Genomic DNA, 26,014 nt, shown 5'->3' with positions numbered 1-26,014 from the left:
CTGAGCGCCATGTAGGGGCGAAGGTGATGCTGCGCTGCATCCACCTTCGCCCCTTTCGCGTTTCAGGCCCATGAGCGACGACCTCTTCAGCCACAACCCCGCCAAGAGCCGCTACGAGCTGGACGTCGACGGCCTGATCGCCTTCGCCGACTACCAGCGCAGCGGCCATCGTCTGGTCATCCCGCATGTGGAGGCCGATCCCGCCCTGCGCGGCACCGGCGCCGCCGGCCGCCTGATGGTCAAGGTCGCCGAGGTGGCCCGCGCCGAGGGCATGCGGATCACCCCGCTTTGCTCCTACGCCGCCGCCTGGCTGCGGCGAAACGACCCCGAACTGATCGCCTGACGCCTTCCGACAGGCGGATAATCCGGGAACAGGACGGGGAACGTCGCTCACCCGACGTTTGCGGCGCAGCAAAGCCCTTGGCGAGCGTGCGGTTCCTCGTGCTAGAACTTCGGCGACGGTACAGCGCGCCCTGCCGGGAGCTTGCGCGATCGTGAGCGAAGGCTTGGATTTTCATGGTTGATATCAAGACGGTCGGCGTAATCGGCGCCGGTCAGATGGGTTCGGGCATCGCCCATGTCTGCGCTCTCGCGGGCTACGACGTCCGCCTGCACGACATCTCGCGCGAGCGCATCGACGCGGGCCTGGCCCTGATCGAAAAGAACCTCGCCCGCCAGGTCACCCGCAACATCATCGACCAGGACGCGGCCGACGCCGCCCTGGCCCGCATCTCGGCCGCCGAGGCCATCCAGGCCATCGGCCAGACCGACCTGGCCATCGAGGCCGCCACCGAGAACGAAGAGCTCAAGAAGGCCATCTTCCGCGGTCTGCAACCGCACCTGAAGCCCGACACCCTGCTGGCCTCGAACACCTCGTCGATCTCGATCACGCGCCTGGCCTCGGCCACCGATCGCCCCGAGCGCTTCATCGGCCTGCACTTCATGAACCCCGTCCCGCTGATGAAGCTGGTCGAGATCATCCGCGGCATCGCCACCGACGTGCCGACCTACGAGACGGCCGTGGCCTTCGCCAAGTCGCTGGGCAAGATCACCAGCAACGCCGAAGACTTCCCCGCCTTCATCGTCAACCGCGTGCTGGTGCCGATGATCAACGAGGCGATCTACACGCTGTACGAAGGGGTCGGCACGGTCGACGCCATCGACACCGCCATGAAGCTGGGCGCCAACCATCCGATGGGCCCGCTGGAGCTGGGCGACTTCATCGGCCTGGACACCGTGCTGAGCATCATGAACGTGCTCTACGAAGGCCTGGCCGACAGCAAGTACCGCCCCTGCCCGCTGCTGGTGAAGTACGTCGAGGCCGGCTGGCTGGGCAAGAAGACCGGCCGCGGCTTCTACGACTACCGCGGCGAGGTTCCGGTCCCGACGCGGTAGGCGCATCGGACTACCAGAGGATCGGGACCCGCCAAGTCTGGCAGGCCCTAGTGAGATCCCGATCGGACGTCATGAGCAACAGATCTCGCCGCTGCGCCTGCGCGGCGATGATCCTGTCCCAGGGGTCGCGGTGGGCGTTATCGAAACGCGCCGCGCAAACAAGATCCGAAGCGTCGATCTCCAACCACTCGAAGCCGAATGTCGGGATCGTGCCAGAGATGTTCTTTGGGAACCGCTGAAGCGACGTATCGCGATTGCGCTTGTATTCAATCTCATAAGCGCTCGCGGCGCTGACCCAGAGCTTGTTGTCGCCGTCGCCTATGAAGCGGCGCGCCCTCTCCGAAAGCTGTTCCGGGGCCAGCAGCCACCAAACCAGCGCGTGGGTGTCGAGCAAGATCATTCCTTGCCGGGTGGACCTTCGTAAGCTTCACCGGCCTCAGCGACGCCTTCCAGCGCCTCGTCTTGGCGGAAGAATAGATCGGGATCGTCCATCGGGCCGAGGTGGGCCAAAGCCCCGGGGACGCGCTCTTTACGCCCTGCCTTAGCCTCGACCCGCCGCGCTTCCGCGACGACCTCTCCATTCTCAGTGAGCAGCACGACGTCGTGGCTATCGAGGAGCGCGACGAGTTCAGCCAAGCTAATCTCACTTGCGATGTCGACCCGGATCGTCATGCCCCGAGCCTAACACAGAACACAAGCAGAACAAGACCTACCCCGCCCCGAGCGCCACGGCCACGTGGTAGACGACGAACGCCGCCAGGTAGGCCAGGGTGACCATGTAGACGAACATCACGGTCGGCCAGATCCAGCTGTTGGTCTCGCGCTTGACCACGCCCAGGGTGGGCATGCACTGCGGCGCGAAGACGTACCAGGCCAGGAAGGCCAGGGCGGTGGCCAGCGACCACTGGCTGTTCAAGGTGGCCGACAGGGCGTCGGTGGAGCCGTCGGCCCCGCCCACGGCGTAGACCGTGCCCAGCGCCGCCACGGCGACTTCGCGGGCCGCCATGCCGGGGATCAGGGCCACGGTCATTTGCCAATTAAAACCAATGGGCTGCATGACGGGGGCCAGGAAATGGCCCAGGCGCCCGGCGATGCTGTAGTCGATGGCCGGCCCCGTCGCGCCTTCCGGCGGATAGGGGAAGGTCGACAGCACCCAGACCAGCACCATCAGAGGCATGATGATGCGGCCGGCGCGGTTCAGGAAGATCTTGGCGCGGGTCCAGAGGTTCAGCAGCAGGTTGCGCGGCTCGGGCCAGCGATAGGTCGGCAGCTCCATCATGAACGGCTCGACCGTGCCCCGCCAGAAGATGCGGCGGATGACGAACGACACCAGCAGGGCGAAGACGATGCCGGCGGCGTAGAGGCCGAACATCACCAGGCCCTGCAGCGACAGGCCGTTGACCGTGGTCCGCGGGATGAAGGCGCCGATGATCAGGGTGTAGACCGGGATCCGCGCCGAACAGGTCATCAGCGGAGCCACCAGGATGGTGGTGAGCCGGTCCTGCTTGTTGTCGATCACCCGCGTGGACATGATCCCCGGGATCGCGCAGGCGAAGCTCGACAGCAGCGGGATGAAGGCCCGGCCGTGCAGGCCCGCCCCGCCCATGATCTTGTCCATCAGGAAGGCCGCGCGGGTCATGTAGCCGCTGTCTTCCAGCAGCAGGATGAAGAAGAACAGGATCAGGATCGGCGGCAGGAACACCAGCACGCTGCCGACGCCGGCGATCAGGCCGTCGGCGATGAAGCTGGAAAGCAGCCCCTCGGGCAGGTGGGCGGTGACGAAGGCGCCGAGCGCGGCGAAGCCGCCGTCGATGGCGTCGGCCGGGATGGTCGCCCAGGTGAACACCGCCTGGAACATCACGAACAGCAGGGTGAACAGGATCGCCAGGCCCGCCACCGGATGCAGCAGCACCGAGTCGATCTTGCCGGTCACCGTGTCGGGACGCTCGGGCGGGCGCACGCAGGTCTTGAAGATGCGCTGGGCCTCGGCGTGGGCGGCGCGGATCTCGCCCGCGTTCGGCTCGCGCCAGGTGTTGTCGCCGGCGCCCGAGTGGGTCAGCGTCAGCGTATCGACCTGGGTCAGCAGTTCGTCGAGACCGCGCTTGCGGGTCGCCACCGTAGTGACGATCGGGGCGCCGATCTCGCGGGCCAGCTGCTCGACGTCGATCCGCAGGCCCTGGCGCTGGGCGATGTCGAACATGTTGAGGGCCAGGACGAACGGCCGGCCGACCTGCTTCAGCTCGAGCACCAGGCGCAGAACGAGGCGCAGGTTGGTGGCGTCGGCCACGCAGACCAGCACGTCGGGCGCGGTCTCGCCGGCCAGGCGGCCCAGCACGGCGTCGCGGGTGACGACCTCGTCCGGACTGCGGGCGCGCAGGGAATAGGTGCCCGGCAGGTCGAGCACGCTGACGGTGCGGCCGCCCGGCGTGACCAGCTGGCCTTCCTTGCGCTCGACGGTGACGCCGGCGTAGTTGGCGACCTTCTGGCGGGCCCCGGTCAGGGCGTTGAACAGCGCGGTCTTGCCGGAATTCGGATTGCCGACCAGCGCGATGCGCGAGGGCCGGATAGCGGTGTCGGTCAAAGCGTCTTTCCGTCGAACTGAACGGTCACGGCGCGCGCCTCGCGGCGGCGCAGGGCCACGCGGGTGTCGTCCACCCGCACGGCGATGGGATCACGGCCAAAGAGGCCTTCCTGCAGGATCTCGATGCGGGCGCCCTCGACGAAGCCCATCTCCAGCAGGCGGCGCTCCAGCTCCTCGGCGGCCACCGCCTCGGGCGAACCGGTCTCGCCGCGCACCGCCACGATCACGCCCTTGTCGCCTCGCGCGGCCGTGCTCAGGGCGCGGGTCGGGGCGTCGGAAGCTATGGAGGCGTCGGCGGTGAGGACGGCGTTGGTCATCTGGGGCCTCGCGGCAAAAAGTTGCGAACGATTATCAGCCCTAACCGCCACTGTCGACGAAAGGATGGCCGCCGCGAACGGCGGTCTCGAAAAAAATCAACAGGGGATGCGCGGCGTAATGGCCCAGCAGCGTTAATCTATTCGACTCAAGGCCGCAGCGGTTGCATTAATTTTTGCAAGCGATTCGTAGGGACCTGAAATGCGAAGGCTCAAGCTGGCTCTTCTGACCGGCGCCTACCTCTGCCTGGCTCTGATCGTCTCCCTGCTGCTGTGGCGCATGGGCGCGACACCCGCTGTCGGCCTGTCGGCCTTCATCGGGTCGCTCGGCCTGTGCTTCGCGTTCCACGGCATCATCAGCAACGTCTTCGACAACGCCCAGCTGAAGCTGGACATCGAGACCGTGCGCGAAGCCCATTCCATCCTGGTCGAGCAGATCGAGAAGATCGACGCGCGCATGACCACCCTGGTCGAAACCGTCGCCGAGGACGCCGAGAAGCGCTCGGCCGAACTGACCAGCGAGGTCCACCAGCTCGAAGACCTGATGCAGCGCATGAGCGAGCGCCTGGAAAGCCAGCTGACCCACCAGGTCGCGGCCGCCCGTCACAGCGCCAGCGCCAACGCCCGCGTCGCCGCCCCGGTCAACGCCATGCTGGAGATCGTCCAGGACGCCCTGGCCGAGAACCGCGTCGACCTCTACCTGCAGCCGGTCGTCAGCCTGCCCCAGCGCCGCACCGTCTTCTACGAAAGCTTCTCGCGCCTGCGCGACGAGACCGGCCGCGTGATGATGCCGGCCGAGTACCTGGCCGTCGCCGAGTCCGAGGGCCTGATGACGGCCATCGACAACCTGCTGCTGTTCCGCTGCGTGCAGATCGTCCGCCGCCTGGCCAAGCAGGACCGCAAGGTCGGCATCTTCTGCAACATCTCGCTGGCCAGCCTGGCCGACGAAAGCTTCTTCCCGCAGTTCCTCGAGTTCCTGCAGGGCCACAAGGACCTGGCCGGCTCGCTGATCTTCGAACTGGGCCAGACCGCCTTCAACCAGCGCGGCCCGGTCGAGGCCCGCCACATGGCCCGCCTGGCCAGCCTGGGCTTCCAGTTCAGCCTCGACAAGATCGTCGACCTGGACCTCGACTTCCAGGACCTGGCCCGCGCCGACGTCAAGTTCGTCAAGGTCGGCGCCGAGATGATCCTCGAGCAGCTGGAAGAGCAGGACGGCAAGCTGGTGCTGAGCTCGCTGCCCGACCTCAACGCCGCCGACTTCGCCGCCCTGATGCGCCGCTACGGCGTCGAGGTGATCGCCGAGAAGGTCGAGAGCGAGCGCCAGATCGCCGAGATCCTCGATCTCGACATCGGCTACGGCCAGGGCCACCTGTTCGGCGAGCCGCGGGCCATCCGCGACGCCGTCCTGGCCGAGACCGCCCCGCCGGCCGACTTCGTCCAGGCCCCGCTGCGCCGCCGCGCCGCCAACTGGTAGGCCTTCCAGAAACCTGATCCTTTCGACCGCCGTCCGGGCCACCGGGCGGCGGTTTCGCATTAAGCCTGCGTCATGAGCCGGAATTCACTCGGCTCTCACCGCCCTGTCCGGCCAAGCTCCTCGCCAACGGACAAGGAGGGGATCATGCGCAAGGCGATGATGGCGGCGGCTCTGCTGGCGGCGATGGGCGGGGCGAACGCGGCATGGGCGGCCGAACCGTCGCTGACCGCGACGATCACGGCCCAGGACCGCAGGGTCTTCGACGCCTACAACGCCTGCGACCTGGAAACCTTCGGCGCGGCCTTCGCGCCCGACGTCGAGTTCTATCACGACGAGGGCGGCGTCACCTGGGAGCGCCAGTCGGTGATCGACAACACCCGCAAGTACATCTGCGGCAAGGTGCGGCGCGAGCTGATCCCCGGCACGCTGCGCATCTATCCGATCAAGGACTTCGGCGCGGTCGAGGAGGGCGAGCACCGCTTCTGCCAGAAGGACCAGGGCTGCGCCGGCATCGCCAAGTTCGTGATCGTCTGGAAGCGGCAGGGCGAGACCTGGATCGCCACGCGGGTGCTCAGCTACGGCCATCGCACGGCCACGGCGGCGGAACGCTGAGACCGCAAGCATCGGAATGACGGGCGCGGGCGACGGCGCGATGGTGGGCTCAGATCCGAAAGGAGCCCGACATGACCACCGCCGATCTGACCAACGCCTATCCCACCGACGAAGCCCGCTGGGCCGCGATCGAGCGCCGCGACCGCGCCGCCGACGGCGCCTTCTTCTGCGGCGTGCGCACCACCGGCGTCTATTGCCGCCCCAGCTGCTCAGGCCGCCCGCTGCGCAAGAACGTCGCCTTCCATGACACCCGCGAGGCCGCCCGGGCGGCGGGCCTGCGCCCCTGCCTGCGCTGCCGGCCCGACGAGCCGATCGAGACCCTCAGCTACGGCTTCGGCGACACCCCGCTGGGCCTGGCCCTGGCGGCGACCTCCGAAACGGGTCTGGCCCTGCTGATCATGGGCTGGGACCGCGCGGAGATGCGCGAGGACCTGGCCGCCCGCTTCCCCCGCGCCCGGTTGCTGGAGGATGACGCCGCCGCCGGCCCCGCCCTCGCCGCCCTGGTCGCCGCCATCGACAGCGGCCGCCCCGGCGACCTGGCGCTCCCCCTGGCGCTCGACGAGCGCGGCACGGATTTGCAGCGCGCCGTCTGGAAGGCCCTGCGCGACATCCCGGCCGGGACCACCGCCTCCTATGCCCAGGTGGCGCGCGCCATAGGCCGGCCCTCGGCCGTGCGGGCCGTGGCCCAGGCCTGCGGGGCCAATCCCGTCGCCGTGCTGACGCCCTGCCACCGGGTGGTGCGTTCGGACGGCGCACTGTCCGGCTACCGCTGGGGCGTCGAGCGAAAGCAGGCGCTGCTGGCGCGGGAAGGCGTCGCCAGGGAGGTGGCGGCTTGAACCTGGACTGGACCCGCATCGCCGCCGAACTCGACGCCCGCGGCTGGGCGACCACGGGCCCGGTGCTGACGCCGGAGACCTGCGGCCGCCTGGCCGGGCTCTACGCCGAGGAGGCGCCGTTCCGCAGCCGGGTGGTCATGGCCCGCCACGGCTTCGGGCGCGGCGAGTACAAGTACTTCGCCTATCCCCTGCCCGAGACGGTGCAGAAGCTGCGGGCCGGCCTCTATCCGCCGCTGGCCCGCATCGCCAACGGCTGGATGCAGCGGCTGGGCGAGGCGCGACGCTTTCCGGAGGATCTGGCGGCCATGCTCGACCGCTGTCACGGCGCGGGCCAGGCGCGGCCGACGCCCCTGCTGCTGACCTACGGCCCGGGCGACTACAACTGCCTGCACCAGGACCTCTACGGCGAGCACGTGTTTCCCTTGCAGGCCGCCTTCCTGCTCGACGAGCCGGGCCGCGACTTCGAAGGCGGCGAGTTCGTGCTGGTCGAGCAGCGCCCGCGCCAGCAGTCGGCCGCCCAGGTCGTGCCGCTGGCCCAGGGCGAGGGCGTGATCTTCGCCGTGCGCGAGCGGCCGGCGGAAGGATCGCGCGGCGTCCACCGCCGGATCCTGCGCCACGGCGTCAGCGAGGTGCGCGGCGGAACAAGGCGCACGCTCGGCGTGATCTTCCACGACGCGGCCTGAGCCCCATGCGAAAAGGCCCCGGAGCAAGCTCCGGGGCCGTGTCGTTTCACGCGTTCTGCGTGGCTCGCGCTTCTGCGCTCCGAATTATCGGGGCTGGATTACCAGGCGAAGCCGACGCTGCCGCCGCTCATCACGTCGCGGCCCGTGGCCGAGAAGCCGACGTTGTAGCTGACGGCGCGGCTGTTGTGCGAGTAGCCCACGGCGATGGCGCCCTGGCCGCGATAGCCGCCGACGGCCACGGCCAGACGGTTGGTCAGGCCCGCGCCCTGGCCGGCGTTGTTGGCGGCCATCATCGACATGGCCGAGCTCATGGCGCCCACGCCGTTCAGGCGGCTGGAGACCTCGTTGATGCGGTTGTCCATCTGGGTGGCCAGGGTGTCGACGCGCCAGTCGGTATAGGCGTTGGCGGCGGTCAGCGTCGCGGCGGCCTTGGTGTCGGTATAGGCGTTGGCCGACGACAGGGTCGTGGCGGCGGTGGCCGTGGTGAAGGCGTTGGCCGTGGTCACGGCGGCGGCGGCGGCCGTGTCCGTATAGGTGTTGGCCGTCGTCACCGCGGCCGCGGCGGCCGTGTCGGTGTAGGCGTTGGCGGTCGTCAGCGTCTGGGACGCGACGGTGTCGGTGTAGGCGTTGGCGGTGCTGACCACGCCGGCCACGGCCGTATCGGTGTATTCGTTGGCGCTGGACAGGGTCGAGGCGCTGTAGCTTTCCAGCTGGCGCAGGTTCACCGCGTCGGTGTCGTTGACGGCGTCCGAAACGTTGGTGATGCGGCGGGTCGAGGTCGAGGTGCCGACCGAGACGGTGTTGTCTTCATCGGCGATCGAGCCGTAGCCGATGGCCACGCTGTTGGCCCCCGTGGCGTAGGCGTTGGCGCCCAGCACCGAGCTGTAGTCGCCGCTCGCCGAGGAGTAGTTGCCGATAACGGTCGAGTAGGCGCCCGAAGCGGTGCCGTGCGAGCCGATCTGGATCGAGGATTCGCCGCTGGCCGTGGCGTAGTGGCCAATCGCCACCGAGTGGCTGCCGTTAGCCGTGGCGCCCGCGCCCACGGCGTTGGCGTAATCGCCGCCGGCCGTGGCGTACGCGCCGACGGCGGCGGTGTCATAACCGGTGGCGGTCGCGCCGGTGCCGGCCGTGGTTTGAGCAAAGGCGCCTTGAGCGGCGAAGAACGAGACCACGACGGCCGAGCAGAACAGAGCCGACTTCTTAGCAACGCTACGCATGATACTAACTCACTTACAAAACAGGCTCGGAATTCTTCCGCCGCCCCCTGTTGATGAGAAATAGTCGCCATTTCTTATTGTAAGGTGAATCGCAGATTATTAAATTCCGTAGATAAATTACCTACAATAACGAACAACGTTACTTCCCATTTTGAGCGAAATACCTATCAACAGAAGCTGTTGATATCTTAGCGGGTGATCACCACATGCGAAGCGTGGCCGCGCCCCTCTCCGGCTCGCCGCTCGCCCGCCATTGACGCTCGGACTCTCGCCCGGTACCCGCCCTGCCATGATCGACTTTCCCGCCGGCCTTTCCGCCCTGACCGACCGCTACGACGTGGTGCTCTGCGACGTGTGGGGCGTGATCCACAACGGCGTGCGCAACTTCCCGGAAGCCTGCGACGCCCTCGAGCGCTTCAATCGCGACCACGGCCCGGTGGTGCTGATCTCCAACGCCCCCCGCCCCTCGCCCGACGTGCTGTCGCAGCTGGACGGCCTGAAGGTGCAGCGCGAGGCCTGGAGCGCCTTCGTCACCAGCGGCGACGCCACCCGCTCGCTGCTGACGCCCCAGGCCGGCAAGAAGGTCTGGAAGGTCGGCCCCGACCGCGACGCGCCGCTGTGGGCGGGCCTCGACCTGACGCTGGCCGGCTGCGAGGACGCCGACTTCATCCTGTGCTCGGGCCTCTATAACGACGAGACCGAAGTCCCCGAGGACTATCGCGACCGCCTGAAGGTCGCCGCCGACCGCGGCCTGCTGTTCATCTGCGCCAATCCCGACCGGGTGGTGCAGCGCGGCGACAAGCTGATCTACTGCGCCGGCGCCCTGGCCGACCTCTATGAGGAGCTGGGCGGCAAGGTGGTGATGGCCGGCAAGCCGTTCGCGGCGATCTACGACCTGGCCCTGGCGCAGGCCGAGCGCCTGAAGGGCGGCCCGGTGGATCGCTCCCGCGTGCTGTGCATCGGCGACGGCGTCATCACCGACGTGCTGGGCGCCGAGAACCAGAAGCTGGCCTGCCTGTTCATCGCCAAGGGCATCCACGGCGAGAAGGCCCTCGGCCCCGACGGCCTGCTGTCGCCCGAGGCCGTGGCCAAGCTGCTGGCCGCCGAAAGCGTCGGCGCGACCCACGCCATCGCCGATCTGGTCTGGTGAACCCCACCCGGCGCGCTACAAAGCCCGTCTAAGAGCAATAAGAACGCAGGATCGGGGATCGCATGGGTCTCTTTCTCGAGGACTTGAGCGTCGGCCAGAGCGCCGAACTCAGCCGCACCGTGGGCGAGGCCGACATCCAGGCCTTCGCCGACGTGACCGGCGACACCAACCCCGTCCACCTCGACGCCGACTATGCGGCGAGCACCAGCTTCGGCGAGCGCATCGCCCACGGCATGCTGTCGGCCGGCTACATCTCGGCGGCGCTGGGCACCAGCCTGCCCGGTCCGGGCGCGGTCTATCTGTCGCAATCGCTGAACTTCAAGCGGCCGGTGCGCATCGGCGACACCGTCGTGGTCAAGGTCGCGGTCACCGCCATCGACGAGGCCAAGGGCCGCGTCACCCTCTCCACCACCTGCATCGTCGGCAAGAAGGCCGTGGTCGACGGCGAGGCCGTGGTCCTGGTTCCGAAGAAGGGCGCCTGAGCATGGATGCGCGCGTGCGCCTGAAGATCGTCCACGGCTGGAAGGACGTCTCCCCCGAGGAGAAGGGCGCGGCCGTGGCGCTGGGCAATTTCGACGGCGTCCATCGCGGCCACCAGCAGGTGATCGCCGAGGCCGCCCGGGCCGCGCGCGAACTGAAGGTCCCGCTGGGCGTGGTCACCTTCGACCCGCACCCCCGCCGCCTCTTCCGCCCCACCGAGCCGGCCTTCCGGCTGATGACGGTCGAGCAGCAGGCCCGCCTGCTCAGCGATCTGGGCGTCGACTTCCTCTACCTGCTGCCGTTCGACTTCGAGATGGCCACGCTGGACGACCGGGCCTTCGCCGAGCGCGTGCTGCACGACGGCCTGGGCATCCGACACGTGGCCGTCGGCTTCGACATCTCGTTCGGCAAGGGCCGCACCGGCAGCCCCGAGGCGATGAAGGCCTATGGCGAGGAGCTGGGCTTCTCGGTTTCGGTCGCCGAACCCGTGGCCAATCGCGACGGCGAGAAGTTCTCGTCCACGGGCGTCCGCGAGGCCCTGCGGGCCGGCAAGCCGGAAGAAGCCGCCCGGATCCTCGGCCGTCCCTTCGCCATCGAGGGCGTGGTGCGGCGCGGCCAGCAGCTGGGCCGCCAGCTGGGCTTTCCCACCGCCAATGTCGAGATCGTCGACTATGTGGTGCCCAAGCTCGGCGTCTACGCCACCCGCACCCGCCTGCCCGACGGCCGGGTGATCCCGGGCGTGGCCAACCTCGGCAACAACCCGACCACCGGCGAGGTCGAGACCCGGCTGGAGACCTGGCTGTTCGACTTCGACGAAGACCTCTACGGCCAGGTCATCGAAACCCAGCTGATCGCCTTCCTGCGTCCCGAACTGAAGTTCGACAGCATCGAACTGATGATCGACCAGATCCGCTGCGACGAAACCCAGGCCCGGGCGATCGTCGCGCCGACATTCTGACGGCACGGCGCTTGCCACTCACGCAGCGAGCACTCTAGATCTCCAAGCTCAACTATGGAGAGCCGCCGCATGCCGAAGACATTTTCCATCGTCGGCCTGCTCGCGGCGCTCGCGGCCGCCACCCCGGCTGCGGCCGGCTGGCTTCCGGCAGAGACGGCTGCGCCATCGAAGAGTCTGACCTACTGGAACCCCGCCACGATCGTCCGTAACGGCGACATGGTGGAGTTCGAGACCCTGGTCCTCGTGCCGGGTGAGACCAAAGCCAACAATGGGCTCGCCAACCTCATCGCCGTTCGGCTCGATTGCGGCTGGCGCGCGCAGTCAAACGCCTGGATCGAAAGGCTCCCCGCCACCGGAAATCGCAACCCCAACGCCAAAGCTCCCGCCTGGGACGCTTGGCGCTTCCTTTTCGACGACGCCGTAGCGACGATCGCTCGTCAGGCCTGTCGCGGAGAAGCGCCCCAGGGCGGGATGGACATCGCCGCGACGATGGAAGAGGGCGCGCGGCGACTGGGCTACGCCGACGCGGCGGACGCCTTCACGCACCGCCCCAAGGCTCCGCTTCTGATAAGCCCCGCCCCTATGAGCGTCGACACTCCAGTGCGGGCCCAGGGCGCGGGGACGTCCTACGATCTCATATGGTCGGGGCCGCAGCGCATGGTGCTGACATCGCCCGCCGCCACCTTCGCCGATAAGAAGAAGGACAAGGTGAGAGGACGGTCCATCTGGACCATGACCTCAACAGTCCCGGAAAACCACGACGACCGCCCCGCCTATGCCTTCCGCGATTTCGAGGCCGACTGCCGCGAAAGGACGATTGCGATCCAGACCGTGCGGCGCTGGCCGTTCGAAGCTAGCGACGAAGAACCGGGGCCGGCTCTACAGAAGGTCACCGAGCCCGCCGCCCCGGTCGTGGCGGGCGGCCCGACCGAGGCGATCTGGGCCATCGCCTGCACGAAGCGGGCGCCGCTCGAAACCATCGGCGACGCCCGACTCCTCGTCGCCAGGATCAAGATGGCTAAAGCGGCCGCTCCTAAGCCCTAGCGGATCCCCGGCACGTGCAGAGCCGCTTCGCGCTCGGCCTTCTGCTTGAAGGCCAGGTCGCCGTACTTCGAATATTCCATCCGCGCGATCGTGCGGCAGTGCACTTCGTCGGGGCCATCGGCCAGGCGCAGGGTGCGGATGCCGGCATAGAGCTTGGCCAGGCCGAAGTCGGTGGTGACGCCGCCGCCGCCGTGGGCCTGGATGGCGTCGTCGATCACCTTCAGGGCGATGCGCGGCGCGGCGACCTTGATCATGGCGATCTCGAGCCGGGCTGCCTTGTTGCCGGCCTTGTCCATCATGTCGGCGGCCTTCAGACACAGCAGGCGGCACATCTCGATGTCGATGCGGGCCTCGGCGATGCGCTGCTCCCACACCGACTGCTCGGAGATGTACTTGCCGAAGGCCTTCCGGGTCATCAGGCGCTTGACCATCTTCTCCAGCGCCACTTCCGCCGCGCCGATGGTGCGCATGCAGTGGTGGATGCGGCCGGGGCCAAGGCGGCCTTGGGCGATCTCGAAACCGCGGCCCTCGCCCAGGATCAGCCCGTCCTCTACCGGCACGCGGACGTCCTTGAGGATCACCTCGGCATGGCCGTGCGGGGCGTCGTCGAAGCCGAACACCGGCAGCATGCGCACCACCTCGATGCCCGGCGCGTCCAGCGGCACCAGGATCTGGCTCTGCTGCTGGTGGGTGGAGGCGGTCGGATCGGTCTTGCCCATGACGATGGCGACCTTGCAGCGCGGATCGCCCACGCCCGAGGACCACCACTTGCGGCCGTTGATCACGTAGTCGTCGCCGTCGCGCTCGATGCGGGTCTCGATGTTGGTGGCGTCGGAGCTGGCCACCTCCGGCTCGGTCATCAGGAAGGCCGAGCGGATCTGGCCGTTCATCAGCGGCCGCAGCCAGCGCTCCTTCTGCGCCAGCGTGCCGTAGCGCATCAGCACTTCCATGTTGCCGGTGTCGGGCGCCGAGCAGTTGAAGACCTCGGAGGCGAAGCCGATCTTGCCCAGCTGTTCGGCGATCAGGCTGTATTCGAGGTTGGTCAGCTGCACGCCCTCGAACTCGAAGGTGTCGTCGACATGCACCTGGCCGCTGTGCGGCGGCATGAAGAAGTTCCACAGGCCGGCGGCCTTGGCCTTGCCCTTCAGTTCCTCCAGCACCTGGACGACCTTCCAGCGCTGGTCGGCCGGAACGTCCATCTCGGCCTCGTAGGTCGGGATCGCCGGCCGCACGTGGTCCTCGATGAAGGCGTTCACCCGGTCGAGGAATTCCCGCTGACGGGGAGAGATGTCGAAGTCCATGGCGTTCCCGATCCCTGGTTCAAACACTTGTTTGAAGATGTTGTAACACCGAGTTTACGGGCGCGGCAAGCGGGCGATGCGGGGCCATTTTGAACGATCCCGCCGCTTCAGCCCCGGATCCTCGCCTGGCGGCTTGTCAGCCGCCCGCTCCTGACGGAAAACACCGGCATGAACCTGACCATCAAGCCCCTCGAAGGCCGCTACGTCCGGCTGGAACCGATCACTCCGGAACTGCGCGACGAGCTGCGCGGCGCCATCGACTGCGATCCCGAGAGCTGGGAGATCATGTCGGTCAACGGCTGCGGCGAAGGCTTCGAGGACTGGTGGGGCGCGCTGCTGGGTGAGAGCGACCGCGGCGAGCGCGTCGGCTTCGCCATCCGCCGCAAGTCGGACGGCAAGATCGTCGGCACGTCGAGCTATCTGAACATCCGCCGCCTGCACAAGGGCCTGGAGATCGGCTCGACCTTCCTGCACCCCAGCGCCCGCTCGGGCCCGGTGAACCCGGAGTCCAAGCGCCTGCTGCTGGGCCACGCCTTCGACTCCGGCGTCATCCGCGTGGAGTTCAACATCGACGTCCGCAACGCCCGCAGCCAGGCCGCGGTCGAGAAGCTGGGCGCCAGCAAGGAAGGCGTGCTGCGCAGCCACAAGATCACCTGGACCGGCCACGTGCGCGACACGGCCGTGTTCTCGATCACCGATTTCGACTGGCCGGGCGTCAAGCAGCGCCTGGAGTTCCGCCTCAGCGAGGACTTCGTCTGAGCCTGTCGCGGCGGGTCGTCGTCAGGTAGAGCTTCCGGCGATCGCGACAACCTGCCGCAGCTATACCTGGACGAAATAAGAAAAACCGACGTTATCCTTGCTTTGTAAGGATTTCGCCAAGCATTGGCCGTCAGATTGTCGATCATGACGGCCATTGCCTGCCTGCGTATCCTGCTCACCGCCGCGGAGACGGCGGGCGCCAGCGTTCCTCCTGCTCAGGTAGAGGTCGCGGCCGACCTTTATCTCAAGCATCGCTGGAAGGCCCCGCGCCGCTACGGCGTCGTCGCGCCCCTGGCCTTCGTGCTGGCCGACACCAAGGCCGAGCAGCTTGATCCCACCGAGATGCAGGCCCTGGCCATCGAGCTGGAGACCTCGCTGTTCCCCGGCCGCAAGAGCGGCCAGGTCTGCCTGATGACTTTCGAGGGCGACGAGAACGCCGTGCTGCAGTTCGCCAGCCTGTCGCAAGGCGAACTGGCGGGCCTGATGGCCGGCCGCGGCTATTCCGGCGCCCCGGGCCACGTGCAGGTGATCACCGCCGAGGAGATCCGCGCGGTGCCCAGCGCTCCGGCCGCCGCGCCCGAGCCGACGCCCGTCCCCGCGAAAGCCGCCGCCAAGCCGCCCGCCCCGGTCCGCCCCATCGCCGCCGTCGCGCCGGCCAAGCCCGCCGCGCCGCTGACCACCGGCTGGAGCGCCATCTATCACCTGCCCGGCGAGACCGTGGTCGGCGCCCTGCTGGGCCACAAGGCCGATCTCGCCGCGCCGCGTCCGACCGAGGATTCCGACCTGCTGGCCCGCGACCTCACCGGTCTCAACGACGCCCAGTTCGGCTTCCCGACGGTCAAGAACGGCGACGGCGCGCTGTTCCTGCCGCTCAGCTTCTGGAACCTGACCACCCCGGCCTCGCAGGAGGCCTACAAGCGCCGGCTGTCGCGCTTCCCGCTCGACCTGCAGCCGCGTCTGGGGGCCAGCGTCTACGACACCCCGCGCGAGCCCTCGATGGGCCTGCTGCAACAGATCCGCGGCTTCCTGCAGGGCTCGTTCGCCTTCATCGATCTCTGCATCTCCGATCCGAACTTCCCGGTGAACACCCTGCCGGGCGACATCGCCTCCAGCATCTCGCTGGAACTGGGCGACGAGTCCGACGCCGAGCGGATCAAGGCCATCGCTCTCTTCGCCTCGCGCCAGTCGATCTATCGCGGCAAGGGCGTGCGCCAGGCGGTGCTGGGCGTGCGCAGCGCCAAGGAACTGGACGCCTGCCGCGCCGCCGGCCTGCGCTTCGCCGCCGGTCCGGCCGTCAGCGCCCTGCTCGACAAGCCGCCGGCCCTGGGCGCGACCCAGGAACTGCCGCTCCGGGCGGCCTAGGCGCACTCAAAAACCGGCGTTCGCGACGCTGGGTCGCAGCTGACCTATAACGCGTGATAACCTCGTTCGCGCAACCTGCGCGGCATGACCGCCATTGCCTGCCTGAAGGTCTTCGTCGGGGACGATCCCGCCGAGACCGAGCGTAACGCCGCCCTCGTCGCCAAGGTCGCCGCCGAGCACCTGAAGACCGCCTGGACGGCGCCGCGCCGCCATGGGCTGGTGGCCCCGTTCTCGTTCGTGCTGGCCGATCCGCGCGCCACGCGGCTGGACGCCCGCGAACTCCAGGCCCTGGCCCGCGCTCTCCAGCACCGCCTGTTCGGCGACGACGACGCCGGCGAGATCGTCATGCTGATGTTCGAGGGCGACCAGCACGAAGTCATGCGCTTCGCCGGCCTGCCCGCCCGCCAGCTCACCCTGCTGCTGTCCGGCGAGGAGGACGCCTCCCTGGCCGGCCGCGTCTGCCGCATCACCCCGCGCGAGGTGCGCTCGGTCATGCCGGTGGGCGGCCCGATCACCGGCGTGCCGACCATGGAGGCCCTGGCCCGCCTGTGCCCGCGCCCGCTGCCGGCCCGGGTCGCCTGGCGCGGCGTCTATCACACCGGCCGCCAGCTCTTCGTCGGCAACGTCGCCGTCTGGCGCGAGGCGGGCCACGCCGGCGTCGCCTACGAGACCTATGTCGACGGCCAGCGCGCCCTGCACGACATGGCGATCCTCAAGGGCGCGATCGCCGCGCTCGGCCCCAACACCGGCGTCGCCTACGTGCCGATCGGCTTTTCGTCGGTGCTGAAGCCGGGCCTGCGGGCCGAGCTTGAGAGCCGCCTGCGCGCCCTGCCCGGCGACCTGCGCGGACGGCTGGCGGCGGGCGTCTACGGCGTGCCCCGCGCCCCGTCCCTGGTCGCCCTGCGCCAGTTGAAGGCGTTCCTTGATCCCTATTTCAGCCGGCTGGACCTGCGGGTCAGCGACCCGGCCTTCCAGGTCGAGGACCTGCCCCCGACCCTGGCCGCCAGCATCACCTTCACCCCCGAGGGCGACACCGATGCCAACCGCCTGGCCGCCATCGCCCGCTTCCTCAAGGACGGTCCGCTCTATCGCCGCCGCCAGGTCTGGCAGGGCGTCAGCGACCTGCGCGGCCCCCGCGAACTGGCCGCCGCCCTGGACCAGGGCGCCTCGTTCGTCAGCGGCGGCATGGTCACCGAACTGCTGGAAGCCCCGACCACCGTCGCGCCCTATCCGCGCGGCCAGCTGCCGCTCTACGGCTGGACCGCCGAGGCGGCGGCTTAGGGCCAATCGACATTCACGACCTGGGCTAATTTTTCTCCGAGCATCCCCGCGAAGGCGGGGATCCAAGCCGAGCTCGAAGTCAGTCCACGGCCGCGCCTCACCCCGAGAGTCAGCTTGGATCCCCGCCTTCGCGGGGAAGGACGGATTTTGGGGGCGGCGCCCTTCAGAACGTGAACACCACGCTGTCGGCCGAGCGCTGGGCCGGGCCGTGGAACACCGCCTCGATGTTGTTGCCGTCGGGATCCCACAGGAAGGCGGCGTAGTAGCCGGGGTGGTAAGGCCGCTCGCCCGGCCCGCCGTTGTCGCGTCCGCCGGCCGCCAGTCCCGCCGCGTGAAAGCGCCGCACGGTCTCCTGGTCGCTGGCCTGGAAAGCGAGATGCACGTGGGTGGCCGGCTCGCCGGCGTCGATCCACAGCTCGTCGGCCGACAGGTGATCCTCGGCGTCGTCGAAAGGAACGCCCAGAGCCTCCAGCACCGCCCGGTAGAAACGTTTGGTCGCCTCCAGGTCCCTGGCGCGCAGGTGGACATGGTCGATCAGCCGGCCGCGATGGATCTGCATGACGATCTCCTCCCCCGCCACAACGCATCGGAAAGACCGAGGTTCGTGCGACGTCTGGCTGCAACCGCAAAGGCGCCTGTCGGTAACCACCGCGCGCGAAGGTTGCCTCCATGACCGCCGTAGCGTGCTTGAAGATCTTCGTCGGCGACGAACTCCGGTTCGCGGACAACGACGCCATGGCCGCCCTCGTGGCCAAGGTGGCCGGGGCCTATCTGGAAACCACCTGGCTGCATCCACGCCGCTATGGCCTGGTGGCGCCGTTCACCTTCGTCCTGGCCGACCCCCGCGCCACGCGGCTCGACGCCCGCGAACTGCAGGCCATGGCCCGCGACATGCAGCGCAAGCTGTTCGGCGTCGAGGGCGACGGCGAGGTCAGCCTGCTGCTGGTCGAGGGCGACCAGGCCGAGGTCATGCGCTTTGGCGGCATGTCGCTGGCGGCCGTGCGGGCGCTGATGATCGATGGAGCCTATCCCGAGGGCCTGGGCCGGGTCTGCAAGGTCACGCCCGACGGTGTGGTCTCCCTGGCCCCGCCCGGCGGACCGGTGGCCGGCGAGCCGCCGATGGAGGCCCTGCCCAAGATCGTCTCGCGCCCCGAACCGACCGGCCCGCTGGGCTTCCGCGGCGTCTATCACCTGCAACGCGAACTCTTCGTCGGCAGCGTCGTCGTGCACGCCCTCGTGGAGCGCCACGCCTTCGAGCAGGACGTCCACGCCGAGGCCGAGGACGCCGACGCCGCGGCCCTGGCGGCCCTGCCCGGTCTGCTGAAGGCCGACGAGGCCGGCGTGATCTTCGTGCCGATCTGCTTCTCCAGCCTGGTCAAGCCGAGCGGCCGCAACCTTCTGACCGTTGGTCTCTCGGCCCTCCCGGCCTCGGCGCGCGGCCGCCTGGCGGCCGGCATCTACGACACCCCGCGCGCGCCGTCGTTCTCGGCCCTATCGCAGATCAAGTCGTTCCTGGCGCCCTATGTCTCGCGGCTGGACCTGCGGGTGCGCGATCCGGCCTTCCGGGTCGAGGACCTGCCGCCCGACTTCGCCAGCAGCGTCACCCTCGACCTGCCCGACGCGGCGGAGGGCGAACGGCTGGCGGCCATCGACCGCTTCATGCGCGAGGGACCGACCTATCGCCGCAAGCGCATCTGGCAGGGCGTCACCGGCGTCTCCCGCCGGCGCGAACTGCTGGCCTGCGTCGACCACGAGGTGCCGTTCGTCACCGGCCCCGAGGTCACCGACCTGCTGCACGCCCCGGCCACCGTCTCCCCCTTCGCCCGGCCGATGCTGCCGCTGCACGACTGGCACGACGTGCAGTCGCTGGATCCGCACGCAGCCTAGATCCCTCTCCCCTTGCGGGAGAGGGTGGCCTCCGAAGGAGGTCGGGTGAGGGGTCTCTCAGAACTCGAAACCGCGCAAAGCGGTCAGGCCGGGTGGAGCGTCTCATGTCTGAGAGACCCCTCATCCGGCGCTTTGCGCCACCTTCTCCCGCAAGGGGAGAAGGAAATCAGCGCCGCCCGAACAGCTTCTCGATGTCCGAGAGCTTCAGTTCCACATAGGTCGGGCGGCCGTGGTTGCACTGGCCCGAGTGGGGCGTGGCTTCCATCTCGCGCAGCAGGGCGTTCATCTCGGCGGCGTTGAGGCGGCGGCCGGCGCGGACGCTGCCGTGGCAGGCCATGGTCGAGCAGACCTCCTCCAGCCGCTCCTTCAGGGCCAGGGCCTGGCCGTTCTCCGCCAAATCATCGGCGATGTCGCGCACCAGGCCGGCCGCGTCGGCCTTGCCCAGCAGGGCCGGCGTCTCGCGCACCAGCACCGCGCCCGGGCCGAAGCTTTCCAAGACCAGACCGAGCGAAGACAGCTCCTCGGCCCGCGCCACGACCCGCTCGGCCTCGGCCGGATCCAGCTCGACCACCTCGGGCAGCAGCAGGGTCTGGCGAGCGACGCCGCCGGCCTCCATCTCGTGCTTCATCCGCTCGTAGACCAGGCGCTCGTGGGCCGCGTGCTGGTCGACGATGACGACGCCGTCGCGGGTCTGGGCGACGATATAGGTCTCGTGCACCTGGGCCCGAGCCGCGCCCAGCGGGAAGTCGATCGGGTCGAACGGCTGGCTCGGAACGTAGTCCTGCGCGGGATAGGCCACCGACGGCGGCGCGTCGTAGCCGCCATAGGCCGCCTCGCGCACGGCCTCGGCCACGCCCCCCCCGGCAAAGCCGCCGCCGAGCGTCTGGTAGGCCTCCTCCGGCCGCGCCTCGTGGCGGGCCGAGACGTCCGACAGACCCGGCAGGTCCATTGCCTGCATGGATAGGGGCCGCTGGGTCGGCGGCGTCCAGCCGCCCTCGCGCCAGGCCGAGAAGCCGGCCGGCGACGGGCCCGGCTGGTAACCTGGATAGACGTTCTGCGCGCGGATGCTGTCCAGCGCCTGGGCGGCCGTGGTGGTCGAGGCGCGGTGGCCGGCGCCGGCCAGGGCGTGGCGCAGGGCCCCGACGATCAGGCCGCGCACCAGGGCCGGATCGCGGAAGCGCACCTCGGCCTTGGCCGGGTGGACGTTGACGTCCACCTCAGAGGTGTCGAGCGTCACGTACAGCGCCGCGCTGGGGTGGCGGTCCCGCGCGAGAAAGTCGGCGTAGGCCGCGCGCAGGGCGCCTTGCAGCAGACGGTCGCGCACCGGCCGGCCGTTGACGAACAGGTACTGGTGGGCGGCGTTGCCGCGATTGTAGGTCGGCAGCCCCGCGAACCCCGACAGCCGCACGCCGTCGCGGGTCTGGTCGATCTCCAGCGCATTGTCCTGGAAGTCGCGGCCCAGCACGGCGGCCAGGCGCGCCAGGCGCCCCTGCGGCCCCGGATGCTCGGGCGGCAGGCGCAGGATGCGGCGGCCGTCGATGTCGAGCGAGAAGCCCACCGACTCGTGGGCCATGGCCTGGCGCTTGAGTTCCTCGGTGATCGCCTGGGCCTCGGCCCGCTCGGACTTCATGAACTTCAGCCGCGCCGGCGTGGCGTAGAACAGGTCGCGCACCTCGATCCGGGTGCCGTTGTCGCCGGCGAAAGCGGCGGGGGCGACGTCGTCCACCCGGCCGCCCTCGACCAGGATCGACCAGGCCTCGCGCTGGCCCTTGGCGCGCGAGCTGATCTGCAGCCGCGCCACCGAGCCGATCGACGGCAGGGCCTCGCCGCGGAAGCCCATGGTGTGGATGCGCAGCAGATCCCACAGCCCCTCGTCGTCGGGGGCCAGCTTGGAGGTGGCGTGGCGCTCGATGGCGACGGGCAGTTCCTCGGCGCTCATGCCGCAGCCGTCGTCGGCGACCAGGATCCGGGTCAAGCCGCCGCCATGGGCTTCCACCTCGATGCGGGTCGCGCCGGCGTCGATGGCGTTGTCGACCAGCTCCTTGATGGCGCTCGCGGGCCGCTCGACCACCTCGCCGGCGGCGATGCGGTTGACGGTCTCGGGCGGCAGGCGGCGGATCGGCATGGAACGGACTTTCGGCGCAGGACGGGCCTGCATTGCGGCGACTTAATTTGACCGCCCCGGTTGAGAACGGTTCAGCTTGCAAGGAACCGCCATTCTAGAACGATTCCGAACAAGCCGAGGACGAGAGATAGTGATCAAGCGCGTCGCCGCAGCCCCCGCCCTCGCGGCTTTCCTCCTGGCGCTCGCCGCCGGCCCCGCCCTGGCCCAGCAGGCGGTCGACGCCTCCGGGCCGATCGCGCTGCAACGGGTCGATCCCAACGAAAACCTCGTCGAGGAACTGATCGTCAACGCCCGCCTGCCCGGTCCGGCCTGGTGGAAGGTCAGCGACGGCGACACCACCGTCTACGTGCTGGGCGTGCCGGCCATGGTTCCCACCGACACCAAGGCCGAAGAGTCGGTGCTGCGTCGGCGGCTGGACGGCGCCAACGTGCTGATCATGGGCCAGGAGGCCGATATCAGCGTCGTGCGCCTGATCGCCCTGGCGATGGGCGGCCGCAAGCTGTTCGTCTCCGACCAGCCGATGCGCCAGACCCTGCCGCCGGACCTGCGTCAACGCCTGGAGGCGCGACTGAAGGCGATGAAGCAGAAGCCGGACTCGATGGACGACACCAAGCCCGCCTTCGCCGGCTTCCTGGTCGCCAACAACCAGGAGGGCAGCGTCTCGATCAGCGTTGGCGGCGTCACCGACCGCATCCGCGACATCGCCGGAAGCAAGGACATCGCCAAGCGTCCCCGCATCCAGAACCTTTCGAACTACAGCCTCGCCGACGCCATCAAGGCCCTGGCGACCGCGCCGCAGCCCCTCCAGCTGCTGTGCCTGGACGCCGGCCTGCGCCAGGCCGAGAGCGGCGAAGGCGGCATCAAGGTCACCGCCCGGCGCTGGGCCGAGGGGCAGGTGCGCGACGTGGTCGCGGCCGATCGCGGCTTCCAGCGCTGCCTGGACTCCACCCCGTCGATCGCCCGCGAACTGCGCGACGGCCGCGACGACGCCGTGAAGGCGATCGAGGCGGCTCTGAAAAAGCCGGGCAAGGCCGTCGCCGTCATCGAACTGCGTTCGCTTCTGGCCCAGGATGGCGTGCTCGACCAGCTGCGGGCCAAGGGCCTGAAGGTCTCCACGCCGGACGAGTGACGTCGGGCGAAGAGCGCACGACGAGGGGGGAGGAGCGTTGCGAAAGCTGATCCTGGCCATGACCGGCCTGATGGCGCTGGCGGCGTCTTCCGGCGCGCATGCCCAGGCCATCGATGACCCCGAAGCCAATGTCGTCGAGGAACTGGTGGTCAACGCCAGGCTGCCGGGTCCGGCCTGGTGGAAGGTCAGCGACGGCGACACCACGATCTACGTGCTGGGCATCCCCGGCAGCGTGCCCGAACGCCTGGACTGGGACACCTCGGTGCTCGACCGGCGGCTGGACGGCGCCTTCGTCCTGCTGACCCCGGCGGTGAACCGCACCCGAGTGGCGGACCTGCCCACCTTCCTCAGGACGCGCCGCCGGTTGAAGGACGGCTCGTCCCTGACCGAGGTGGTCCCGGAGCTGGCGGCCCGCCTCGACCGGGCCTGGAACAGGACCCACGCCAGCGGCGACTGGCGTGACTGGAAGCCGTTGGGAGCGGGGTTGATGCTGTCGGCCGCCGCCCGCCGCGACGCCAAGCTGACGACCAGCCAACCAGACCGCACGATCAACCGCCTGGCCCGCAAGCACGGCGTTCCGATGCGACCGGCGGCGATCTATGAAGCCACGCCGCTGCTCGAAGCCGTGGTCGCCCAGCATTCCGAGGCCGCGGGCCTGGCCTGCCTGGAAGGCGTGCTGGACGAGGTCGAGGCCGGCCCCGAGCCCATACGCCGCGCCGCCCGCGCCTGGGCGAAGGGCGACGTGCGCGGCGCGCTCGCGGTTCCGCGCCAGGGCGAGCGCTGCGCCATGGTCCTGCCGGGCGTCGCCGACCGGCTGCGCAAGACCTCGGCTGCCCAGGTCGACGCGATCAGCCAGGCGATGGACACGCCTGGCAAGGCGGTGGCGATTTTCTCGCTGCGCAGTCTGGTGGCGCAGGGCGGCGTGCTCGACACCCTGCGGGCGCGCGGCTTCAAGGTGACCACGCCCGAGAGCGCGAACTAGCCGCCTCCCCTTAGCCGCCCCTGCGCCTCAGCCGAGGCGTGATCGTCGTGGTCATCAGCCGGCCCTCGCGGATCAGTACGAAGGGCGTCGGCACGTCGATGCAGGCGTGGTCGAGCACCCGCAGCATGTCGTCCAGGCCGGTCAGGGGTCGTTCGCCGGCCTTGATCAGCAGGTCGCCGGCCCGCACCCCGGCCTTGGCGGCGGGGCCGCCCGGGTCGGCCTGGGCGACGAACACCGCATAGCCCTGGGTGACCCCGGTCGAGCGGGCCAGCAGCGGCGGCACCGGCGCCTGCTGGGCGACGACGCCGATCGAGGCCCGTCGCACCTGGCCGTGGGCCAGCAACTCGCCGATGACGAAGCGGGCGGTGTTGGCGGCCACGGCGAAGCACAGGCCCGGATAACCGACGATGACGGCGGTCGCCACGCCGATCACCTCGCCGTTGGAGGCCACCAGCGGTCCGCCGCTGTTGCCGGGATTGAGGGCGGCGTCGGTCTGGATCAGGTCCTCGATCAGCCGCCCGCGCTCGCCGCGCAGGCTGCGGCCCAGCGCCGAAACCACGCCGGTGGTCACCGTCGCCTCGAAGCCGAGCGGCGCGCCGATGGCGATGACCAGCTGGCCGCGCCGCAGGGCCTTGGAATCGCCCAGCCGCACCGGCGGCAGGTCGACAGGCTGGTCGATCTTCAGCAAAGCAAGGTCGGTGTCGGGATCATCGCCGATGCAGCGCGCCGTCAGGCTGCGGCCGTCGGCGGTGATGACCACGAAGCGGCGCGCGCCCTGCACCACGTGGCTGTTGGTCAGCAGCACCCCGCCCTCGGCCACGGCGAAACCCGAACCCACGCCCTGCAGGTTGGGGTCATCGAGCATCGGGTGGATGCGCACCACGCTGGGGCCGACCGTCTCGACGGCCCGGACCACGGCGTTGGAATAGGCGTCCAGCAGGTCGCCCTCGTCGGCCCGAGCCGGACGCGCCGGCGGCGTCCCCGCGTCGAACACGAACTGGGCCTCGGCCGGATAGGCCAGGATCTCCCGCGCCCGGCTGGGGCGCGGGCGCCTGGCCCTCGCGAACAGTTCGTACTTCCGAGCCTTCATCCCCGCCCCCCGCCCCCGTCCCCTGGGGCCTGCGCCGGAGAAAGGTTAACGATGACGGCGTTCGGCGATCAAGCCTTCTTCACGCCGGGCTCAGCGCGAGCCTTCGGCCAGCACCGCCGGCGAGACGCTGGCGACCGGGATCACGAAGCCCTGCGGACGAGGCGGCGGCGAAGGCGCGGCGGCCGGCGCAAACGCTCCGGCGCCCGCCGCGTCGTTGACGCACTGGGCCGTGTCGATCAGCGCGTGCTGGCCCAGGCAGAAGACGTCCTCGTAGTGCGGACCGGCGACGGCCAAGCACTGGTAAAGGTTCAGCTTGGCGATCTTCATGCAGAAGTTGGCCTTCTTCTCGCTGAGCACCGGGGCCAGACGGGCCACGTCGGCGTCGCCGGCGGCGTCGAGCACGGCCAGGGCAGCCAAGGCCGCCGAGCGCACCGTCACCGGGGTGAACACCCGCCCGCCCTCGGCGAAGCCGCCGCCGCCCGCGCCGGTCGCGGCCTGGATCAGCCGGCCGGCGTCGTCCCGGCCAGGCGTGAACACCGTGGCCGACAGCTGCTTGACCCGCGCCAGGCGGCCGGCGTTGTCGGCGACCGCGCCCTTGGACCAGGTCTGGCGCTGGATGTCATAGGCCGACTGCTTGACCGAGCGGCCGGCGACGGCCAGGGGCGCGCCCCGGCCTTGCAGGGCGGTCTGGGCCCGGGCGGCGGCCAGGCCGACGCCCTCGATCTCGACGACGCTTTCGGGCGAGGCCAGCAGGCGCTCGACCAGGGCTTCGCGCGAGGTCTCGCGGGCCGCGCGGCGCACGCCTTCCAGGAAGGTCGGCTCCTGCAAGGCGGCGATGGCGCCGTAGGCGATCATGCCGGCCTCGAACTGCTCGGCCTTGTAGGCCGCGCCGGCCTTCAGGGCCCCGGCGACGCCTTCGCCGTCGGTGAAGGCCGCCGGCGAGATCGCGCCGGCGCCGCGGGTATAGGTCTCGAAGGCGCTGGCCGCGGCCACCACGTCCTGGGCCAGGCTGACGCCCGGCGCTTCACGTTCCTGGCGCGCTGTCGCCAGCCCACCCACGGCCAGGGCGACAACCGCCGCGCCAGCCACCATCCAATGCTTGTTCCACGCCATGCCCAAAGGCCTCCCGACTTCGAGGGCATTGGGCGGCCGGCGCGGTTGACGACATCGTAATCGGCGTGGTGAATCACCCTTTAACCGACATGTATTCGACCAGTTTTCGTGCGCATAATGTCGCACCTGAACGGCGAAGTTTTCAGTAAGTCAGAGACACGACAAATCATTAGTCCCTATGTCGCCGAACCGACATTCTCCAAATGCGATGCAATGCAGGCTGTCATTCAACCGCCACAAG

General features: G+C 69.4%; 26 protein-coding genes. 16 read left to right on the top strand and 10 right to left on the bottom strand.

The window, feature by feature from the left end:
• Window positions 1-70 precede the first annotated feature (70 nt).
• On the top strand, window positions 71-343 hold the full coding sequence (locus AC2YHT_RS03305) for a GNAT family N-acetyltransferase (protein WP_110119106.1): 273 nt from the start codon (window positions 71-73) through the stop codon (window positions 341-343).
• Between the two features lie 173 nt (window positions 344-516).
• Window positions 517-1,395 carry a 3-hydroxybutyryl-CoA dehydrogenase gene (locus AC2YHT_RS03300; protein WP_487288160.1) on the top strand — a complete coding sequence of 293 codons (879 nt, stop codon included), beginning with the start codon at window positions 517-519 and terminating at the stop codon, window positions 1,393-1,395.
• A 10-nt stretch (window positions 1,396-1,405) separates the two neighbouring features.
• Here the strand turns inward: AC2YHT_RS03300 and AC2YHT_RS03295 are convergent, their stop codons facing one another.
• The 4 genes from AC2YHT_RS03295 to AC2YHT_RS03280 are packed head-to-tail and all read right to left on the bottom strand — an operon-like array spanning window position 1,406 to window position 4,293.
• The gene (locus AC2YHT_RS03295; RefSeq protein WP_487288159.1) at window positions 1,406-1,789 is read right to left on the bottom strand and encodes a type II toxin-antitoxin system VapC family toxin; all 384 of its coding nucleotides are present in this window, start codon (window positions 1,787-1,789) and stop codon (window positions 1,406-1,408) included.
• Between the two features lie 2 nt (window positions 1,790-1,791).
• On the bottom strand, window positions 1,792-2,067 hold the full coding sequence (locus AC2YHT_RS03290) for a hypothetical protein (RefSeq protein WP_487288158.1): 276 nt from the start codon (window positions 2,065-2,067) through the stop codon (window positions 1,792-1,794).
• A gap of 37 nt (window positions 2,068-2,104) precedes the next feature.
• Window positions 2,105-3,976, bottom strand: a complete 1,872-nt coding sequence (gene feoB, locus AC2YHT_RS03285; RefSeq protein ID WP_487288157.1) for a ferrous iron transport protein B — start codon at window positions 3,974-3,976, stop codon at window positions 2,105-2,107.
• Window positions 3,973-4,293: a FeoA family protein gene (locus AC2YHT_RS03280; RefSeq protein WP_487288156.1), complete on the bottom strand. Its 321-nt coding sequence runs from the start codon at window positions 4,291-4,293 to the stop codon at window positions 3,973-3,975. Before AC2YHT_RS03280 ends, feoB begins: the two co-directional genes overlap by 4 nt.
• A gap of 199 nt (window positions 4,294-4,492) precedes the next feature.
• On the opposite strand from AC2YHT_RS03280, the gene tipF reads away from it, so the two are divergent.
• The 4 genes from tipF to AC2YHT_RS03260 all read left to right on the top strand — a co-directional run bounded on the left by tipF (window position 4,493) and on the right by AC2YHT_RS03260 (window position 7,895).
• Complete coding sequence (tipF, locus tag AC2YHT_RS03275; protein WP_110119100.1) at window positions 4,493-5,764, top strand: flagella assembly cyclic-di-GMP phosphodiesterase TipF; 1,272 nt, start codon at window positions 4,493-4,495, stop codon at window positions 5,762-5,764.
• A 144-nt stretch (window positions 5,765-5,908) separates the two neighbouring features.
• Window positions 5,909-6,376, top strand: coding sequence for a nuclear transport factor 2 family protein (locus AC2YHT_RS03270; RefSeq protein WP_487288155.1), 468 nt, complete (start codon window positions 5,909-5,911; stop codon window positions 6,374-6,376).
• Between the two features lie 71 nt (window positions 6,377-6,447).
• Window positions 6,448-7,212, top strand: a complete 765-nt coding sequence (locus tag AC2YHT_RS03265) for a methylated-DNA--[protein]-cysteine S-methyltransferase (RefSeq protein ID WP_487288154.1) — start codon at window positions 6,448-6,450, stop codon at window positions 7,210-7,212.
• Entirely contained in the window at window positions 7,209-7,895 is a 687-nt protein-coding gene (locus tag AC2YHT_RS03260; protein ID WP_487288153.1) for a 2OG-Fe(II) oxygenase, read from the top strand. The genes AC2YHT_RS03265 and AC2YHT_RS03260 overlap by 4 nt, the downstream gene beginning before the upstream one ends.
• Before the next feature lie 98 nt (window positions 7,896-7,993).
• Here AC2YHT_RS03260 and AC2YHT_RS03255 read toward each other — a convergent pair whose 3' ends face one another.
• Window positions 7,994-9,112, bottom strand: coding sequence for a YadA-like family protein (locus tag AC2YHT_RS03255; RefSeq protein ID WP_487288152.1), 1,119 nt, complete (start codon window positions 9,110-9,112; stop codon window positions 7,994-7,996).
• A gap of 289 nt (window positions 9,113-9,401) precedes the next feature.
• On the opposite strand from AC2YHT_RS03255, the gene AC2YHT_RS03250 reads away from it, so the two are divergent.
• The 4 genes from AC2YHT_RS03250 (at window position 9,402) to AC2YHT_RS03235 (ending at window position 12,744) form a co-directional block, all read left to right on the top strand.
• Complete coding sequence (locus AC2YHT_RS03250; RefSeq protein WP_487288151.1) at window positions 9,402-10,262, top strand: TIGR01459 family HAD-type hydrolase; 861 nt, start codon at window positions 9,402-9,404, stop codon at window positions 10,260-10,262.
• 62 nt (window positions 10,263-10,324) lie between these two features.
• Window positions 10,325-10,744 carry a MaoC family dehydratase gene (locus AC2YHT_RS03245; RefSeq protein ID WP_487288150.1) on the top strand — a complete coding sequence of 140 codons (420 nt, stop codon included), beginning with the start codon at window positions 10,325-10,327 and terminating at the stop codon, window positions 10,742-10,744.
• A gap of 14 nt (window positions 10,745-10,758) precedes the next feature.
• Window positions 10,759-11,700 carry a bifunctional riboflavin kinase/FAD synthetase gene (locus tag AC2YHT_RS03240; protein WP_487288149.1) on the top strand — a complete coding sequence of 314 codons (942 nt, stop codon included), beginning with the start codon at window positions 10,759-10,761 and terminating at the stop codon, window positions 11,698-11,700.
• 69 nt (window positions 11,701-11,769) lie between these two features.
• Window positions 11,770-12,744 carry a hypothetical protein gene (locus tag AC2YHT_RS03235; RefSeq protein ID WP_487288148.1) on the top strand — a complete coding sequence of 325 codons (975 nt, stop codon included), beginning with the start codon at window positions 11,770-11,772 and terminating at the stop codon, window positions 12,742-12,744.
• Here the strand turns inward: AC2YHT_RS03235 and AC2YHT_RS03230 are convergent.
• On the bottom strand, window positions 12,741-14,045 hold the full coding sequence (locus tag AC2YHT_RS03230; protein ID WP_110119093.1) for an acyl-CoA dehydrogenase family protein: 1,305 nt from the start codon (window positions 14,043-14,045) through the stop codon (window positions 12,741-12,743). The two genes, AC2YHT_RS03235 and AC2YHT_RS03230, sit on opposite strands and share 4 nt — an antisense overlap.
• A 168-nt stretch (window positions 14,046-14,213) precedes the next feature.
• Here AC2YHT_RS03230 and AC2YHT_RS03225 point away from each other — a divergent pair, with 168 nt between their 5' ends.
• The 3 genes from AC2YHT_RS03225 to AC2YHT_RS03215 all read left to right on the top strand — a co-directional run bounded on the left by AC2YHT_RS03225 (window position 14,214) and on the right by AC2YHT_RS03215 (window position 17,447).
• Window positions 14,214-14,804: a GNAT family N-acetyltransferase gene (locus tag AC2YHT_RS03225; protein WP_487288147.1), complete on the top strand. Its 591-nt coding sequence runs from the start codon at window positions 14,214-14,216 to the stop codon at window positions 14,802-14,804.
• Between the two features lie 144 nt (window positions 14,805-14,948).
• Window positions 14,949-16,166: a hypothetical protein gene (locus AC2YHT_RS03220; RefSeq protein ID WP_487288146.1), complete on the top strand. Its 1,218-nt coding sequence runs from the start codon at window positions 14,949-14,951 to the stop codon at window positions 16,164-16,166.
• Between the two features lie 84 nt (window positions 16,167-16,250).
• On the top strand, window positions 16,251-17,447 hold the full coding sequence (locus AC2YHT_RS03215) for a hypothetical protein (RefSeq protein ID WP_487288145.1): 1,197 nt from the start codon (window positions 16,251-16,253) through the stop codon (window positions 17,445-17,447).
• A gap of 163 nt (window positions 17,448-17,610) precedes the next feature.
• Here the strand turns inward: AC2YHT_RS03215 and AC2YHT_RS03210 are convergent, their stop codons facing one another.
• Entirely contained in the window at window positions 17,611-18,006 is a 396-nt protein-coding gene (locus AC2YHT_RS03210; RefSeq protein ID WP_487288144.1) for a VOC family protein, read from the bottom strand.
• Window positions 18,007-18,116: 110 nt separating this feature from the next.
• On the opposite strand from AC2YHT_RS03210, the gene AC2YHT_RS03205 reads away from it, so the two are divergent.
• Window positions 18,117-19,334 (top strand): hypothetical protein, encoded by a 1,218-nt coding sequence (locus AC2YHT_RS03205; protein WP_487288143.1) that lies wholly within the window; start codon window positions 18,117-18,119, stop codon window positions 19,332-19,334.
• A 166-nt stretch (window positions 19,335-19,500) separates the two neighbouring features.
• Here the strand turns inward: AC2YHT_RS03205 and mutL are convergent, their stop codons facing one another.
• Window positions 19,501-21,459: a DNA mismatch repair endonuclease MutL gene (gene mutL, locus AC2YHT_RS03200; RefSeq protein WP_487288142.1), complete on the bottom strand. Its 1,959-nt coding sequence runs from the start codon at window positions 21,457-21,459 to the stop codon at window positions 19,501-19,503.
• A gap of 130 nt (window positions 21,460-21,589) precedes the next feature.
• Here mutL and AC2YHT_RS03195 point away from each other — a divergent pair, with 130 nt between their 5' ends.
• Both AC2YHT_RS03195 and AC2YHT_RS03190 read left to right on the top strand, forming a co-directional pair.
• Entirely contained in the window at window positions 21,590-22,588 is a 999-nt protein-coding gene (locus tag AC2YHT_RS03195) for a TraB/GumN family protein (RefSeq protein ID WP_487288141.1), read from the top strand.
• A 37-nt stretch (window positions 22,589-22,625) separates the two neighbouring features.
• A complete protein-coding gene (locus AC2YHT_RS03190) occupies window positions 22,626-23,570 on the top strand; it encodes a TraB/GumN family protein (RefSeq protein WP_487288140.1) in 945 nt (314 codons plus the stop codon).
• Window positions 23,571-23,580: 10 nt separating this feature from the next.
• On the opposite strand, the gene AC2YHT_RS03185 is transcribed toward AC2YHT_RS03190, so the two are convergent.
• Window positions 23,581-24,660 carry a S1C family serine protease gene (locus tag AC2YHT_RS03185; protein ID WP_487288139.1) on the bottom strand — a complete coding sequence of 360 codons (1,080 nt, stop codon included), beginning with the start codon at window positions 24,658-24,660 and terminating at the stop codon, window positions 23,581-23,583.
• Window positions 24,661-24,750: 90 nt separating this feature from the next.
• Window positions 24,751-25,773: a hypothetical protein gene (locus AC2YHT_RS03180; protein ID WP_487288138.1), complete on the bottom strand. Its 1,023-nt coding sequence runs from the start codon at window positions 25,771-25,773 to the stop codon at window positions 24,751-24,753.
• Window positions 25,774-26,014: the final 241 nt, after the last annotated feature.

It is taken from the genome of Caulobacter sp. SRI_008 (genome assembly GCF_057586355.1).
This window is presented reverse-complemented; position numbering and strand designations above follow the sequence as displayed.

What these genes read in the sequence shown, in the direction of transcription:
- tipF (WP_110119100.1), top strand. Translation starts at nt 4,493, where the DNA reads ATGCGAAGGCTCAAGCTGGCTCTTCTGACCGGCGCCTACCTCTGCCTG.
- AC2YHT_RS03280 (WP_487288156.1), bottom strand. Translation starts at nt 4,293, where the DNA reads ATGACCAACGCCGTCCTCACCGCCGACGCCTCCATAGCTTCCGACGCC.
- AC2YHT_RS03250 (WP_487288151.1), top strand. Translation starts at nt 9,402, where the DNA reads ATGATCGACTTTCCCGCCGGCCTTTCCGCCCTGACCGACCGCTACGAC.
- AC2YHT_RS03265 (WP_487288154.1), top strand. Translation starts at nt 6,448, where the DNA reads ATGACCACCGCCGATCTGACCAACGCCTATCCCACCGACGAAGCCCGC.
- AC2YHT_RS03205 (WP_487288143.1), top strand. Translation starts at nt 18,117, where the DNA reads ATGACCGCCGTAGCGTGCTTGAAGATCTTCGTCGGCGACGAACTCCGG.
- AC2YHT_RS03270 (WP_487288155.1), top strand. Translation starts at nt 5,909, where the DNA reads ATGCGCAAGGCGATGATGGCGGCGGCTCTGCTGGCGGCGATGGGCGGG.
- AC2YHT_RS03235 (WP_487288148.1), top strand. Translation starts at nt 11,770, where the DNA reads ATGCCGAAGACATTTTCCATCGTCGGCCTGCTCGCGGCGCTCGCGGCC.
- AC2YHT_RS03255 (WP_487288152.1), bottom strand. Translation starts at nt 9,112, where the DNA reads ATGCGTAGCGTTGCTAAGAAGTCGGCTCTGTTCTGCTCGGCCGTCGTG.
- AC2YHT_RS03305 (WP_110119106.1), top strand. Translation starts at nt 71, where the DNA reads ATGAGCGACGACCTCTTCAGCCACAACCCCGCCAAGAGCCGCTACGAG.
- AC2YHT_RS03230 (WP_110119093.1), bottom strand. Translation starts at nt 14,045, where the DNA reads ATGGACTTCGACATCTCTCCCCGTCAGCGGGAATTCCTCGACCGGGTG.
- AC2YHT_RS03290 (WP_487288158.1), bottom strand. Translation starts at nt 2,067, where the DNA reads ATGACGATCCGGGTCGACATCGCAAGTGAGATTAGCTTGGCTGAACTC.
- AC2YHT_RS03185 (WP_487288139.1), bottom strand. Translation starts at nt 24,660, where the DNA reads ATGAAGGCTCGGAAGTACGAACTGTTCGCGAGGGCCAGGCGCCCGCGC.
- AC2YHT_RS03215 (WP_487288145.1), top strand. Translation starts at nt 16,251, where the DNA reads ATGACCGCCATTGCCTGCCTGAAGGTCTTCGTCGGGGACGATCCCGCC.
- AC2YHT_RS03210 (WP_487288144.1), bottom strand. Translation starts at nt 18,006, where the DNA reads ATGCAGATCCATCGCGGCCGGCTGATCGACCATGTCCACCTGCGCGCC.
- mutL (WP_487288142.1), bottom strand. Translation starts at nt 21,459, where the DNA reads ATGCCGATCCGCCGCCTGCCGCCCGAGACCGTCAACCGCATCGCCGCC.
- AC2YHT_RS03300 (WP_487288160.1), top strand. Translation starts at nt 517, where the DNA reads ATGGTTGATATCAAGACGGTCGGCGTAATCGGCGCCGGTCAGATGGGT.
- AC2YHT_RS03180 (WP_487288138.1), bottom strand. Translation starts at nt 25,773, where the DNA reads ATGGCGTGGAACAAGCATTGGATGGTGGCTGGCGCGGCGGTTGTCGCC.
- AC2YHT_RS03225 (WP_487288147.1), top strand. Translation starts at nt 14,214, where the DNA reads ATGAACCTGACCATCAAGCCCCTCGAAGGCCGCTACGTCCGGCTGGAA.
- AC2YHT_RS03245 (WP_487288150.1), top strand. Translation starts at nt 10,325, where the DNA reads ATGGGTCTCTTTCTCGAGGACTTGAGCGTCGGCCAGAGCGCCGAACTC.
- AC2YHT_RS03220 (WP_487288146.1), top strand. Translation starts at nt 14,949, where the DNA reads ATGACGGCCATTGCCTGCCTGCGTATCCTGCTCACCGCCGCGGAGACG.